Origin of the sequence: Bacillus nitratireducens (assembly GCF_036320425.1) — a bacterium.
GTDB lineage: Bacteria > Bacillota > Bacilli > Bacillales > Bacillaceae_G > Bacillus_A > Bacillus_A nitratireducens.
This window is the reverse complement of record NZ_JAUMJO010000003.1, coordinates 519,014-533,179: the sequence shown is the minus strand read 5'-3', so window position 1 is coordinate 533,179 and position 14,166 is coordinate 519,014. Positions and strand designations below refer to the sequence as shown.

The following is a 14,166-nucleotide window of genomic DNA, read 5'->3' as shown; positions in this document are numbered from 1 at the left end:
TTAGAGCTTCATAAGTATATTATAAAATCTTTTCTTTACTTATGAGATAATCGTGTTGCAATTTTTTCGCCCAGACGCAACTCTTGTCCACTTGTCAATTCCTGCACTACTTCAATCATATCTTTTTCAAATAATAAAACAACTGTTGAACCAAATGTAAAGTATGCCATCTCTTCACCTTTTTGAACAGTACTTCTTTCATGAAGGAGCTCAATACTATTAACAAACATGGCACCTACTTTTACAAGCGCCATATGTTCACCTTCACTATTTACTTCTGTAACAGAGCGATAATTTTTTGACAATGGTTCTTTCCCATACTCCATACCCGCTGCATTTACCGGATATGATTTTCTGCCAAGTACAAATCTTTCAGTGACAGAGCCAGAGAGCGGACTATGAATACGATGATAATGACTTGGACTCAAATAAATTACCATGTATGTACCGCCTGCATATCGCTTTGCACGCTCTTCATTACCTAGCATATCCACAATTGAATAACGCTTTCCTTTTATATCAAATGTTTTTGTATCCTCAATAGGACCTTGATCAGCAAAAACACCATCAACAGGACTAACGATACTCGATGCATCTGCATCAATACTACGCTTTCCTTCTTTTAACCTACGCGTAAATAAATCATGCAATGTTTGATATTCCTTTAAACCCTTTTCCATCTCATCTTGATTAATTTGAAAAACTTTCGCATACGATGGAATAATGATAGAGCTCAAACGAGATTGTGCAAATTTACGTAATATATAAGAAGTAAAACGACCATTTGTAAGTTCAATCATAAGTCGATATAATGTACGTCGCAAATTACGAAACCTCCTAACCAGTCTATAACTTAAGTTTCTCCTTCTTTTCTCTCTATATCATATGTAGAATTGGTTCTTATTCCCATATATAGCATGGAGCCGTCTCGTTATACATGAAGAAAAACTAAGTATAATTTTTATTCTTAAATTGTTTAGCACCTTCTAATATTACAGATAGAACCCGCCATTTTCAACAGTGAACATGTATTTCTTCTTAGAGCAGCTCGTTTTCTTTCCTTTTTACAGAAGAAAAGACAGCCGCTTTTGAAATACGGTTGCCTTTCCTATACTCTATTCTTTCGCTTTCTTCTCTTTCTCAGCCCGCACAAATTCATGGAACATTTTCATTAAAGCACGCTTTTCAATTCGCGATACGTAGCTTCTTGAAATACCGAGTGCCTTCGCAATCTCCCTCTGTGTTTTCTCTTTATCAAGCCCTAGTCCAAAACGCTTCACAATTACTTCTTTCTCTCGTTCGTCTAAAATATCGATATACTCTTTAATCTTTTCTAACTCCATACTAAGCTGAATCATATCAATTACATCTTCAGATTCTGACTTTAATATATCAATAAGCGATATTTCATTGCCCTCTTTATCTTGCCCGATTGGATCATGAAGTGAAACATCTTTTTTCGTCTTCTTCAGCACACGTAAATGCATCAAAATTTCATTTTCGATACAGCGTGCTGCATACGTCGCAAGCTTAGTTCCTTTCCCTGCAGAATAACTCTCGATCGCTTTAATGAGCCCAATTGTACCAATTGAAATTAAATCTTCTGCATCTTCACCGGTGTTTTCAAATTTCTTAACGATATGAGCTACAAGCCGTAAATTATGTTCAATTAAAAGATTTCTCGCTTGAGCATCACCTTGCTCCATTAACTCTAAGTACTTTCTCTCATCGTCTGATGATAACGGCTGCGGAAACGCATTGTTCTTCACATAAGAAACAAAGACAAACACTTCTCGAACCATATATCCAATTGCGGCGAATAGACTCAAACCTTTCACCTCCGCCAAAATAGTGGTCTTTATTATGTGTATGTGGGCGTGAGGTTGTTTGTGTCTGTACGATATAAATATGGAATCCTTAGCTTTTTGTCGAACGAAATAAATCTTTCATACCTTGAATGACTTTTCCAATGCATTACAAATTGTAGCAATAATTTTTATTTACAAAAAAAAGACAAAAAACTGAAACAATTAGTTCATACGAATTTCACATGAATCTATTACTATAGGAATTGTACATAGTGAACTTACTAACAACTGCGTTTATTAATATATAAAATTTCATTTGAAAGGAGTTGAAAAGATGAAAACTAAATATCGCTTTATGATCTCATCATTTGCTGCTTGCGCCTACATGATTTGGTGTTTAGTATAATAACAACTTCACTTGTAAATAAGAAAAGGTGTGTATAGAAATGGAATATAACCAATCAACAGTTAACTACTGGAAAGCTTTTGTATTACCTTATACATTCGCTTTAGAAGAGTTAAAAACTAAATTTGAAATTATGAACCGGGAAGCTCAATTTTTAGAAGACTACAACCCGTTTGAACATATAAAAACAAGACTTAAACAACCCGAAAGTATCATTAGGAAGCTTGAGCGTAAAAACTTATCACCAACAGTTGAAAATGCTCAAACACAATTACAAGATATTATTGGCATCCGTATTACATGTTGCTTTGTAGAAGATATTTACCATTTAAAAGAAGTTATTGAAAATCGTGGAGATATGGAAATTGTAGAAGTAAAAGATTATATTGCTAATCCAAAAGGAAATGGCTATAAAAGTTTACACATGATAATAAAATATCCATTGTCACTAAATTCTGGTACGAAAGATGTCTTTGCAGAAATTCAATTACGTACTCTTGCCATGGACTTTTGGGCAAGTTTAGAACATAAACTTTACTACAAATATGAAGGAAACATACCTGACTATTTGAGGGATGAACTACACGATGCTGCTATGAAAGCTGAAGATCTTGATAATAAGATGGCAACAATCCGTCAAGATATTGATGACATTGAAGCATGTTCAAATCAAATTTTATTACCACTATAAAAAGGTTCTCTTTTATGAGAATCTTTTTTATCCCGATTGGTGAAGGCTAATAATCAGTGGGGTATGGACAATTCCCCCACTGATTAAAGTTTCACTTTATTTCTTCTCTATCGTACGAACCTCTTCAATCTTCCACCCTTCTTCTTCTTTTCCAAGTGCGTACTGTACTCTTTTCTGAAGAGTAACTCCTCCATCTACTTCTTTTTCCTCCGTTTCAACAATAACAAGCCCCTCCTTAAGAACTTTCATATTCATATGTTCCAATTCAATTTTCTTACTCCCTTTTTGAAAAGCTGCTTCTTTTTGTGTTCTTAAGTCTTCAGCACTAGGCATCTTCTTTGAAAACAACTCCATATGTTCAGCAAGATTTTTTTCATTCGTCGTCCGTACAAATGCCTCAATAACATCTTGAATGGATTTCTCTTCTTCTTTCGTTATATGTACCTTTTCCTCAGTTTTTTTAGCAGATTTTTGTTCTATATTATTCCCTTGAGATTGACATCCAACTAGCAATAATACGAATACTAGAAGGAATCTTAATTTCCCTAAAAAAATTCTCATCTTTCCATCTCCTAAAAAGAAAAGTGAGGCATTTCGCCTCACTTTAGTTTATAATTAGCGTCTTCCTTTATTTGGATCGCCGCCGCCAACAATGTCAAAGACACGTTTCGCTATATTTGTATTCTCTTGAACGCCAGAGAATAAGTATTTACCTGGTCCGAATGCATATACGTTCACATCTTCACCTGTATGTCCACCTGTTGTCCAACCTGTAACTGAACGCTTATTGAAGATATCTTCAATTGCATTATCAATCTTTGTTACATCTTTTGATGGAGCGATATCATTTACAGCTTTAATTTCTTCTGGTGTTAATTGTAGATCAATATACTTTTTCAATGTTTCTTCTACATTTGCACCTTTTACAATCTCATTTGCCATAAAGTCTGGCGTACGTTTCGCAGCTTTAATCGGATCTACTTTAAAGTTATACTCACCATTCGCACCTAAAGATAATCCGCCAGTAGCATGGTCTGCAGTTGCAACAACTAATGTGTTCTTATCTTTTTTTGCAAACTCAATTGCTGCTTTAAACGCTTTTTCGAAGTCTTCCATTTCACTCATTGCACCGACAATATCATTATCATGTCCAGCCCAATCAATTTGACTACCTTCGACCATTAAGAAGAAACCATTTTTATTTTTGTTCAAGCGTTCAATTGCTGTATTTGTCATCTCTTCTAATGAAGGTGTTTTATCAGTACGGTCAATCATTTTGTCTAAACCACCTGGTGCAAATAAACCAAGAACTTGATCACTTTTATCATTTAATAATTGATTACGATCTGTTACATAACTATAACCAGACTTCTTAAATTCTTCTGTAAGATTGCGGTCTTTTCTAACAAAGTTATTTACGCCACCGCCAAGCATCACATCTATTTTATGCTTACCTTTAATTTTCTCATCAAAGTAATCATTTGCAATTGCGTCCATATTTTTACGACTAATATCATGTGCACCGAATGCAGCTGGTGTTGCATGCGTAATTTCAGAAGTTGCAACGAGTCCCGTTGACTTCCCTTTTTCTTTCGCTTGCTCAAGCACTGTTTTCACTTCAGCTTTATCATTATCTACTGCAATAGCTGCATTATATGTTTTTATACCTGCTGACATCGCAGTAGCTGCCGATGCAGAGTCTGTAATATTTTCATGTTCATCTTCTGGATATGTTTTTTGTGTTCCTACAAGATGCTTATCGAATTCTGTAGATTCCATCTCAAATGTTTTTGGATTATCTTTCATATAACGATGAGCTGTCATATATGAAGGCCCCATACCGTCCCCAATTAATACAATGACATTTTTAATTTTTGCATTGTTTCCGTTCTCATCTGCATTAACCTCACTAGAACGCGTAAAATTCCATGTTGCTACCGAAGTAACTGCTAACGACGCCACAACTGCAAATGGCCATGCTTTTTTTACAAACTTTTTCACTGTCTTGTCCCCCTAATTAGGTTATTCATTTCCCACTATTAAATTTAATAGAAGACTGTTAAGAGAAAATGAGTTATATGTAAATTTTTTGTTAACTTATGTAAATTTCAGTTATAATTTGTATAAGTTTGTCTTTTCATATCAAGCATACTCCCCTTTACAAAGATAAATATAAACATGTTGGATTTCTTTTAATACGAACCTATTATTTTACATTTCGTAATATTATTCTTATTTTTTCTAATTTAAATAGAAATATGGTGAACTTTATGAAAACAGTAAAACTAGACGAATCTTTCATTCCATCCTTACTCTCTCTTTGCGAATCAGTTGGGTGGTTACAGCATGCGAGTTTTATGAAAGAGCAATTCCATATGTACCTTTCCATTGGCACAGTTTTTGGCTATGTGCATGAGAATAAACTTATTGCAGCGGGCGGGGTCTTTTCATTTGCCCCTGGATTTTCTTCTATCGGTATGTTAATCGTGCATCCTGATTTTCAAAGAAAAGGAATTGGCCGTATTTTGTTAAACAATAGCTTAAAAGTAATTCACCCATCGCTCCCTATTACGCTCATTGCAACAAAAGCTGGCGAACCCTTATATGAATCTTATGGATTTCAATCAATAACAACCATTCATCGTTTCGAAAAACAAGCGACTTACAAAAATACAAATTTTGTTCCCATAAAACAAATTCAGCAGACTGATGCTCAATCTCTAATTTCTCTTGATCAAACTGCGACTGGTGCAGATCGTTCTAAGCTTTATTTATCACTACTATCGAGAGCAACTTACTCCTTTAAAATAGAGCGGGATAATCAAATAGATGCTTTTGCTTTATGCATACAAAAAGGAGATGTACTATGTATCACTCCACTTATTTCAAAAAAAGAAAAAGACGCTATTCAATTATTAGAAATGATTTGTAAATCCTGGAATGGGACGATACGCATTGATGTTCCCCATTCACAATTTATTTTTCGCCAATTTCTTCAAACAGCAAATTTCCATGAAACACTTCTTTCACCTCTTATGATAAAAAATGGGGATCAACTTCCTGGAAATCGTAATATGCTATTTGCTATGATAGATGCAGCGTTATGTTAGAAAGGGGACACCTAATTGAAGCGATTTAGCTATTTTATGGTAGGTTGTCTTACTCTTACACTATTAGTAGGATGTAGTGCAGCAGAAAAGCCAGTAGAACAAGTAAAACAAGTTAAAAATACACTTACAGCGAAACTAGCTACCGAGGAAAAAATGGTAGAGATAGATGGTCAAACGATTTACTTTAAAAAGATTGGTGATAAAAAACCACCTTTACTTATGATCCATGGATTTGGAGGATCATCCGATGGTTTTCAAAAAATTTACTCCGATTTAGCAAAAGATCATACGATTATTTCTGTTGATGCTTTAGGATTCGGACGTTCCTCTAAGCCGATGGATTTTTATTATTCTTTCCCAACTCATGCAAATTTGTATTATAAGCTAATGAAAAAACTAGGATATGAATCATTCGCAATACTGGGACATTCGATGGGGGGAGAAATTTCTCTTAATTTAACATATTTATACCCTGAAGCGGTTACCCACCTTATTTTAACTGATGCTACAGGCGGCCCTCATACGCTCGTTAATAAACAAGGTTCACCAAAACCAAAGTTGTCGACTGATTTAAGTACCGTTTCTTCTATTGCAGATTATGATGAGAGCAAAGTTAAATTCAAGCGTAATGATGAAGAGCACTATAATAAAATGAAATTATGGCCTAGACGTCTTCAAATCAATGCAAATGAAATTAAACAACCAACTTTAATTATATGGGGAAGAAATGATAGTAGCGTTTCTTGGAAAGAGGGAGAAACTTATCATCAATTCTTAAAAAATAGTACTTTCCATATTATCGAAAAAGGTTATCACGCACCATTTCGTCAAGAGCCACAAGAATTTGTAGGGTATGTAAAAGATTTCTTCGAGAAAAATCCTATAAGTGCTGAAAAATAAACGGGTATCTCATGTTGAGATACCCGTTTTCATATATTAAGCAGCTTGCTTTTGGCGTTTTTGAGTTTTTGATCCTAGTACTTTTGGAATAATGAAGCCATCAACTCCAATTTTCCCAGCATTCATACCAGAAACAAGAACGAACATCGATAAAATAACCATTTCAGGGTTCACACCAATTGACCCACTAAACATATAGGAAAAGTTCATTAGAAGGCCGAAAAAGACCGCTGTTTTTGTTAAACAGCCTACAATTAAACCAATTCCGACTAAAATTTCTCCCCACGTCACAAGTGTATTAAATAAATCAACGTTTGGAATTGCAAAATCTTGTAAAAATGATGCCCACCAAGATTGAACAGCTGGTTGTGCTCCTTTAGATTTTTCAATTGCACCTTGTAAATAACCAGTTGCATCGAATCCTTTTCCTTGTAGTTTACCGATTCCAGCCATTACCCATGTGTAACCAAGATACACTCGAACTATCGCTAATACAAAAGAAACTGCTTTGTTTTCTCTTAAAAATTGAATAATCATATCTTCCTCCTAAAGTTGTAATTAAGTCAGTTACAGATAATATAATAACATTAGTTACTTACTTTTGAAATGTTAATTATGAATATTTTGTGACATACATAAAAACATTAAATACTAACGTTTATATAGTAACTTTTATTACCCGCAAAAACTTGAACATATCATACCACAAGTGATAATCATTTTCATTGAAGAAAATGTAAAAAAAATGTGAGTTAAATGTGAAACGCATTCATTCGAATATAGAACAAATGCGTTTCATGTTGCTTATATACTCGAAATGTACATGTCTCCTCATCGATTAATCTCGCTTCTCGAACAGCTTCTCATAACGTTTTGTTATGGTTAATAAGCCTGTAAAATAAGCGTATTGTAAACATAAGTGCTAAATTTCCACCTACATAATCTATCGATCTAACATACGATTTTGCATCATTATGCAAAATCGATTCTACTAGCTTCAGCTCCCCAAACTTACACCAATCGTTTACAATATGTATAATATGCAATTCTGCATATTACCTAATTTTCGCTACGCCAAAGTATACCCTCTGCTCATTTAAGTCGTACACATTTCTCCCTAACTCTTCCATTACAAATCCCCCCTCCTATAAGTCCATTTCATATATACCCGTTTCTTGTAAAAAATCAGCTCTAGTTAAAGCGACTTTCTGTAAATATTGCCTATACGCTGTAATTGTTCCATCATGTGAAACGATACAAATTTTTTCTGCTTTTAACTGATAGCACCAGTGCAGAAATTCATCTACTATTTGCTGAAATTCCTTCTCCGAGATGATATTGACCCCCTCATTCCATAACAATTCATTTGTACTTTTTTCTAACAAAAAATGCGGAAATAAATTTTTTATTATCTTTCGATCTAACAATTGATCGCATGGCAATGTTTTGGCGGATTCCCGATAAGGAAAAATACGCGGGGATATATATGGATGAACAATTTTTTGACAAGCAACTTCCGCACTCCATATTGTCGCAGTTTGTAAAGTTCGAAGTGTAGGACTAACGATTAATATATCCTTTTCTTGTAATGGTACATCGCACTGAAGCAATTTTGCCTGCTTCTTTCCCACACCCGTCAATGACGGATTCACCGCTTGTAAACTTAATGGTAAATCTTTCGTATGCTCGCCTTCACCATGCCGAACAAAGACAAGTTTCATTCTCCTCTTCCTCTCACTAGAAAATGGTCTCACATATCTCTTCCCTATTTTTTTCTTTACTCCTGTTATTTTAAAAAGCAGAATGTAAAAAGTATTTGACATCAACATTTGGAAAACATTACAATTATATATGTAAAAAACTTTTTACAACAAGGGGAGGAATACAAATATGAAATGGATTATCATCTTTATCGGAATAATCATATGGGGATACATAAATGGCTTTTTTATTAGTGATAAGACTGCTAATCCTTGGATTACAGATGATGAACGTAAAACGAAAATTAAGCAAAAAGCAATTATCGCAAGCTGGTCCGGTGTTTTCATATTTTGTATCATGAACCTCTTAAACAAATGGTTAGGTTTAGGAACGAGCGATACATCACCTTATTTACCAGATCCTGTCGCAACTATTTTTAAAGAAAATGTAGAGTTACAAATTTTACTCATGTTATTCATTACGTATGGACTATTTTACTTATACTACCGAAGAAAACTAAGCGCTTAACTTTTATCTCATGATTATCCTCCTAAATGGTTATAGTAATTAGGACGCAATGAAAAAAGGAGAGATATAAAAATGAGTAACTCAAATGACTTTTTAGATACATTACATGAAAAACAAGCAAAAGATGAACAAAATAGAAAGCGCCAAGGGAACGGAAACCCTGCGAAAAAAAAGCCAAATAAAACACATAAATAACATTCAAAAACCTGCCTAAAAATTATATTTTAGGCAGGTTTTTTACTCATCTTTAACCGAAAGGACATCTTCCCAATTCCATTTCTCATAATACCACTCTGGCACATCTATATTTTCAATCCACTTCTTTTCATATTTCCCATTGCTATGAGCAAGCCATGCATCAGCTTTCTTACGATTCGAACGGATCCACATTAATTGGTTACTCTTCTTAATAAAAATAGGATTATAATCACCTTGGCTATTAGGTGGCTTTGTAATTTGATGTTGTTCATCATTTATACTATTTATCTCATATAAAGATGGCAGTGGTCTTTTTTCTAGAGGTAAAGATAAATCTGCTTCCTTTACCCTTGAAATGATAATTACATTATCGTTCTTCCATGTGAAATCCCAATCAACATATCCTTTTGGAGTAAATGTGTTCTGCTGTAATGCCGGCAGTTCTTTTACTTTTAAATGTTTATTCTCTAATGCAACTCTCCCGCTTCCTTCAATATAGGCTAATATATTTTTTGATGGCGCCCATTTGAACCATTGTGTGTTTAACAACATTTGATCTATATTTTCAAAACGACTGCCATCTGCTCGTATTAAACACAGTGTATTACTATCAGCTGACCACGAAGCTGTTGGCACCGCTAAAAATGAGATCCATTTTTGGTCTGGTGACCACTTAAATCCACTTGCGACTAACGCTAAAAAATCATCGTGCTCATTTGGTAATGCATATATATGTTTCATTTTGTGCGGATTCATATTTGCATCCTTTTGTATTTCATATAACTGAGCACCTGTCCATCCTGTTGGAAGCAAGTACGCTTCAGAGGAAACAAAAAACCTCTGTCCGTCTGGGTACCAAGCATAATCCCCTACACCATTGGCTACATTTTCAAAATCGGCAATCTTTTTTTCTGCATCAAATGTATTTAATGTACCTGTAAATATAAATGCAATTATATTCTCTGTTGGTGACCATTGATAATTCGATGCTTCTGATTGAGATGGTGTAACTTTCTTTCCATCTTTCAGCCGATACAGTTCAAAATGATTTCGCTTCTTTCCTTTTGCATATGCAAGCCATTCTCCATTATGTGACCATTTCGGCCCTGTTATGTACTCTCCTTTTGTAATTTGTTTTTCTTTCTCACCGACTTTAATCCATAGATTATGATTACGAATAAAGGCAACTTTCACTTCATTATTTTCTGCGCCTTTAATCGAACTGGAACAGAAAAAAAGGCACAAGATCATGATTACACTTACTATAAACCTTTTCATATAGCACCCCCATTTTCCATCTTTAGCATTCCTCATATTCCGCTTACTATATACAAATTTTACCCATTCGACATAATCCCAAAAAATTTCCCAAGAAATTTTCAATTCAAAGAGGATTGGTATGAATTATGTCGAAAATACAGTTTAGCCAACATTCGTCTTTGTATTTAATGATAAAAATGTAAGATGACTTTTCGGAATATTGGCACTTTTTATTAGGGGGAGTTTCAATGAGAAAAACTACATCTACACTATTAAGTATGGCGCTCGTCTTTTCAAGTTTTGGAGCTTTAAGCGCCCATGCTGAGTCACTGCAACAAGAGAAGCAATTTAGTCCACAGTTAAAAGCGAATATTGAACAATGGGGCGAAAATAAAATCGCGCAAAATGTTGAAACAAAAACATCAAAAGAAATTTCAGTCATTGTAGAATTGCAACATGCTCCACTCGCTTCACAAAGTAACATTCAGCATGCTCCGGACCTAAAAAATAGCAATGTGCAATCATACCATGCACAACTAAAAAAGGCACAAGAGGATACAACAAAAAAAATTAAAGAAAAAGCACCGAAGGCAACGATAAAAGAAACATATAGTACATTATTTTCTGGGTTTTCTATTTCTATCCCAGGAGATCAAATTGCTGCTTTAGCTTCTTTACCTGAAGTAAAAGCAATTTATCCGAACCTAACATATAAATTACATGAGACATCAAAAAGCGCTACTAACGAAGAAGCACCAAATATCGGCGGACCGACAATTGGTGCACCTGAAGCATGGAATTTAAAAGATCCAACTGGCAAACCCCTTGATGGAAAAGGAATGAAAGTTGCTATTATCGATTCAGGTGTAGACTATACCCATCCTGATTTACAAGCAAATTATATTGGTGGCTACGATACAGTTGATGAAGATAATGATCCGATGGATGGAAACGTCCACGGTACCCATGTTGCTGGAATTATTGCTGGTAACGGAAAAATAAAGGGAGTTGCTCCTAATGCTTCTATACTCGCTTACCGCGTCATGAATGATGGTGGTACTGGTACGACCGAAGATATTATTCAAGGTATTGAGCGCGCTATTCAAGATGGTGCCGATGTTTTAAATCTATCTCTCGGTCAAGATTTGAATGTACCTGATCAACCTGTAACAATGACGTTAGAGCGCGCAGCAAAACTTGGTGTTACTGCGGTCGTCTCAAATGGAAATGATGGACCAAAACCTTGGTCTGTTGACGCTCCTGGTAACGCAAGTAGTGTCATCTCTGTTGGAGCATCCACTGTTTCTATTCCATTTCCAACATTCCAAGTAGCTGGTTCCAATAAATCTTACCAAGGATTACCGTTATCAAAAGCAGACTTCCAAGTAGGAAACGATGCTCAGCTTGTCTATGTTGGCTACGGTAATTCAAGCGATTACGCTAAACAAGATGTGAAAGGGAAGTTTGCCCTTGTTTTACAAGGAACTTCGAGCGCATTAGTAAAAGCAGAACAAGCGAAACAAGCTGGCGCTCTCGGCGTGCTACTCATTTCTAACGAAAAAGAAATTGATCTTATGCCCGAATATTTTGGACGTGCAGATATAGCTCTCCCAGTTATGCAACTATCCAATACAAATGGCGAAGAGTTGAAAAATTTAATTACAAAACGAAAGAAAAATATAAAAATTGGGCAACCAAAGCAAACAGAACTTATTGGTGACTTTAGTTCAAGAGGACCGTCACAAGGAAGTTGGCTCATAAAACCTGATGTTGTTGCACCTGGAGTACAAATTACTAGTACTGTACCAAGAGGTGGCTATGAATCTCACAACGGAACAAGTATGGCTGCGCCGCAAGTAGCAGGAGCTGTTGCCCTGCTACGTCAAATGCATCCTGATTGGACGACAGAACAATTGAAATCTGCTCTTGCCAACACTGCAAAAACATTAAAGGATGTCAATGAAAATACATATCCTGTCATGGCACAAGGATCTGGTTTAATTAACATTCCAAAAGCTGCCCAAACAGATGCATTAGTGAAACCGAACAACGTAAGTTTCGGTCTTATTAAACCAAATAGCGGTAAAGTGAAGTTAACACAAAATATTACGTTACAAAATCTTTCTAACAAAAAGAAAAACTTTTCAACTCGTATTGAATTACTAGATACAAAAACAAAAGTCCAGACTTCTTTCCCTTCTTCGATTAGTATGAAACCTAATAGTAACATCGAAAAGCCTTTTACAATTACTGTTGATAGCTCCTTACCACAAGGTATATATACAGGAAATCTATATGTAAAAGAGCAAGGGAAGACTGAAGAAATGCGTATTCCATTTACATTTAGCATCGATCCGAAAGAATACAAGCGTATTGATGGCCTTGAAATCGTTAATTCTACTTTCAGTCCAAATAATGACAAAATACTAGATGACAACCTGATCAATTACTATTTAGTTACACCAGTTGAGGATGTAACATTTCACGCTAATTTAATTACGAAAGACCGTGTAGCATATCAAGGCATGATACATCAAGGGAAAAATGAAACACCTGGTTATAAATCTTTCAAATGGAATGGTACGAAAACTGACGGATCTCCTCTACCTGATGGCTTATACCAAATCGAAGCTGTTGCTTCTAACTCTGGTGGAGAAACAAAGCAAACAGGAGCTGTATTTGTCGATCGCACTGCACCGAAGTTATCGTCTGAAGTAGATCAAGAAAACCTCGTAATTAGAGGGAAAGTAGATGATATACTTTTAGATTGGATGACAGAATCCGGATGGGTTGCTCCAGGACATCCAGTAACGATACAATATGAAATTAACGGAAATGGTGTGTGGGAAAGTGCGTTCCTGAACCCTTGGGAAAAAAGTTACGACATTTATTTCGATCGTAACCAATTACAACAAGGAAAGAATACCATTCATATTGTAGCAACCGATGCAGCTGGAAATACATCTAATTTAAATGTTGATTTAGAAGTAAAATAATATTTTTTTTGTTGACAAGCTTTCAAATATAGTTTTATAATACAAAACATAGTTTAGTTGAACAAATTATATATCGGCTTTGAAGGAATACTAGTAGCGACTTATATCCCTGTCTCAGAGAACTGATGGTTGGTGCAAATCAGTACATATACAAGCGTGAATTACAATTCTGGAGCTTCTTTCCCGTAGTGCACATAATGCATGAAGAGGAAGACGGATCTTTCCGTTATCTTAAAGTGAGTGGTAAACAATTTTTATGTTTACAATTAGGGTGGTACCGCGATTTTTATCGTCCCTATCGGATTTTCCGATAGGGACTTTTTTGCGTCCTTCCCTTTTATACAACTTCATATATACGCATTGAAAGAATCGCAGTAGTATATTATATCCCTGTTACAGAGAGCTAGTGGTCGGTGGAAATTAGCACATATATAAGTATGAATTACAATTCTGGAGCTTCTTTTTCGTAGTGCTTTTATGCATGAAGGAAAAGACGGAGTTTTTCCGTTATCATGAATTGAGATGTAAGTGTATTTTCACTTACAAATAGGGTGGTACCGCGATTTTT

Annotated in this window: 13 protein-coding genes, 1 pseudogene and 2 other annotated features (1 of these 16 running past the window's edge); of the genes and pseudogenes, 6 read left to right on the top strand and 8 right to left on the bottom strand. The window is 35.2% G+C overall.

Annotated features, from left to right (window positions below):
- Positions 1 to 35: 35 nt before the first annotated feature.
- Complete coding sequence (locus Q3V31_RS14685; protein ID WP_001254985.1) at positions 36 to 824, bottom strand: phosphatidylserine decarboxylase; 789 nt, start codon at positions 822 to 824, stop codon at positions 36 to 38.
- A 291-nt stretch (positions 825 to 1,115) separates the two neighbouring features.
- Positions 1,116 to 1,829 (bottom strand): RNA polymerase sporulation sigma factor SigK, encoded by a 714-nt coding sequence (sigK, locus tag Q3V31_RS14680; protein ID WP_000051382.1) that lies wholly within the window; start codon positions 1,827 to 1,829, stop codon positions 1,116 to 1,118.
- A 425-nt stretch (positions 1,830 to 2,254) separates the two neighbouring features.
- Here sigK and Q3V31_RS14675 point away from each other — a divergent pair, with 425 nt between their 5' ends.
- On the top strand, positions 2,255 to 2,905 hold the full coding sequence (locus Q3V31_RS14675; protein ID WP_000456231.1) for a GTP pyrophosphokinase: 651 nt from the start codon (positions 2,255 to 2,257) through the stop codon (positions 2,903 to 2,905).
- A gap of 96 nt (positions 2,906 to 3,001) precedes the next feature.
- Here the strand turns inward: Q3V31_RS14675 and Q3V31_RS14670 are convergent, their stop codons facing one another.
- Together Q3V31_RS14670 and Q3V31_RS14665 are read right to left on the bottom strand one after the other, a co-directional pair.
- Positions 3,002 to 3,466 (bottom strand): hypothetical protein, encoded by a 465-nt coding sequence (locus Q3V31_RS14670; RefSeq protein WP_001217966.1) that lies wholly within the window; start codon positions 3,464 to 3,466, stop codon positions 3,002 to 3,004.
- Positions 3,467 to 3,520: 54 nt separating this feature from the next.
- Positions 3,521 to 4,906 carry an alkaline phosphatase gene (locus tag Q3V31_RS14665; protein ID WP_000714902.1) on the bottom strand — a complete coding sequence of 462 codons (1,386 nt, stop codon included), beginning with the start codon at positions 4,904 to 4,906 and terminating at the stop codon, positions 3,521 to 3,523.
- 269 nt (positions 4,907 to 5,175) lie between these two features.
- Between Q3V31_RS14665 and Q3V31_RS14660 the strand changes: the two genes are divergently transcribed.
- Positions 5,176 to 6,015: a GNAT family N-acetyltransferase gene (locus Q3V31_RS14660; protein ID WP_000859602.1), complete on the top strand. Its 840-nt coding sequence runs from the start codon at positions 5,176 to 5,178 to the stop codon at positions 6,013 to 6,015.
- A gap of 15 nt (positions 6,016 to 6,030) precedes the next feature.
- Complete coding sequence (locus Q3V31_RS14655; RefSeq protein ID WP_000819822.1) at positions 6,031 to 6,915, top strand: alpha/beta fold hydrolase; 885 nt, start codon at positions 6,031 to 6,033, stop codon at positions 6,913 to 6,915.
- Positions 6,916 to 6,951: 36 nt separating this feature from the next.
- On the opposite strand, the gene Q3V31_RS14650 is transcribed toward Q3V31_RS14655, so the two are convergent.
- The 3 genes and pseudogenes from Q3V31_RS14650 to Q3V31_RS14640 all read right to left on the bottom strand — a co-directional run bounded on the left by Q3V31_RS14650 (position 6,952) and on the right by Q3V31_RS14640 (position 8,636).
- A complete protein-coding gene (locus Q3V31_RS14650; RefSeq protein WP_000586624.1) occupies positions 6,952 to 7,452 on the bottom strand; it encodes a DoxX family protein in 501 nt (166 codons plus the stop codon).
- Between the two features lie 215 nt (positions 7,453 to 7,667).
- Positions 7,668 to 8,060, bottom strand: a pseudogene (locus Q3V31_RS14645) (hypothetical protein); the annotation flags it as partial.
- Positions 8,061 to 8,636 (bottom strand): histidine phosphatase family protein, encoded by a 576-nt coding sequence (locus tag Q3V31_RS14640; protein WP_000779730.1) that lies wholly within the window; start codon positions 8,634 to 8,636, stop codon positions 8,061 to 8,063. It abuts the pseudogene before it with no gap.
- A 169-nt stretch (positions 8,637 to 8,805) separates the two neighbouring features.
- Between Q3V31_RS14640 and Q3V31_RS14635 the strand changes: the two genes are divergently transcribed.
- Positions 8,806 to 9,144, top strand: a complete 339-nt coding sequence (locus tag Q3V31_RS14635; protein ID WP_000871134.1) for a hypothetical protein — start codon at positions 8,806 to 8,808, stop codon at positions 9,142 to 9,144.
- Between the two features lie 72 nt (positions 9,145 to 9,216).
- Complete coding sequence (locus Q3V31_RS14630; protein ID WP_000071861.1) at positions 9,217 to 9,339, top strand: DUF4023 domain-containing protein; 123 nt, start codon at positions 9,217 to 9,219, stop codon at positions 9,337 to 9,339.
- A gap of 42 nt (positions 9,340 to 9,381) precedes the next feature.
- On the opposite strand, the gene Q3V31_RS14625 is transcribed toward Q3V31_RS14630, so the two are convergent.
- Positions 9,382 to 10,620, bottom strand: a complete 1,239-nt coding sequence (locus tag Q3V31_RS14625) for a TolB family protein (RefSeq protein WP_071734838.1) — start codon at positions 10,618 to 10,620, stop codon at positions 9,382 to 9,384.
- A 230-nt stretch (positions 10,621 to 10,850) separates the two neighbouring features.
- Here Q3V31_RS14625 and Q3V31_RS14620 point away from each other — a divergent pair, with 230 nt between their 5' ends.
- A complete protein-coding gene (locus Q3V31_RS14620; RefSeq protein WP_329765556.1) occupies positions 10,851 to 13,598 on the top strand; it encodes a S8 family peptidase in 2,748 nt (915 codons plus the stop codon).
- A 70-nt stretch (positions 13,599 to 13,668) separates the two neighbouring features.
- Positions 13,669 to 13,898 (top strand) — a binding site (T-box leader).
- 51 nt (positions 13,899 to 13,949) lie between these two features.
- Positions 13,950 to 14,166 (top strand) — a binding site (T-box leader); it runs 11 nt beyond the window's last position.

What these genes read in the sequence shown, in the direction of transcription:
- Q3V31_RS14675 (WP_000456231.1), top strand. Translation starts at nt 2,255, where the DNA reads ATGGAATATAACCAATCAACAGTTAACTACTGGAAAGCTTTTGTATTA.
- Q3V31_RS14670 (WP_001217966.1), bottom strand. Translation starts at nt 3,466, where the DNA reads ATGAGAATTTTTTTAGGGAAATTAAGATTCCTTCTAGTATTCGTATTA.
- Q3V31_RS14660 (WP_000859602.1), top strand. Translation starts at nt 5,176, where the DNA reads ATGAAAACAGTAAAACTAGACGAATCTTTCATTCCATCCTTACTCTCT.
- Q3V31_RS14650 (WP_000586624.1), bottom strand. Translation starts at nt 7,452, where the DNA reads ATGATTATTCAATTTTTAAGAGAAAACAAAGCAGTTTCTTTTGTATTA.
- Q3V31_RS14640 (WP_000779730.1), bottom strand. Translation starts at nt 8,636, where the DNA reads ATGAAACTTGTCTTTGTTCGGCATGGTGAAGGCGAGCATACGAAAGAT.
- Q3V31_RS14635 (WP_000871134.1), top strand. Translation starts at nt 8,806, where the DNA reads ATGAAATGGATTATCATCTTTATCGGAATAATCATATGGGGATACATA.
- Q3V31_RS14630 (WP_000071861.1), top strand. Translation starts at nt 9,217, where the DNA reads ATGAGTAACTCAAATGACTTTTTAGATACATTACATGAAAAACAAGCA.
- Q3V31_RS14625 (WP_071734838.1), bottom strand. Translation starts at nt 10,620, where the DNA reads ATGAAAAGGTTTATAGTAAGTGTAATCATGATCTTGTGCCTTTTTTTC.
- Q3V31_RS14620 (WP_329765556.1), top strand. Translation starts at nt 10,851, where the DNA reads ATGAGAAAAACTACATCTACACTATTAAGTATGGCGCTCGTCTTTTCA.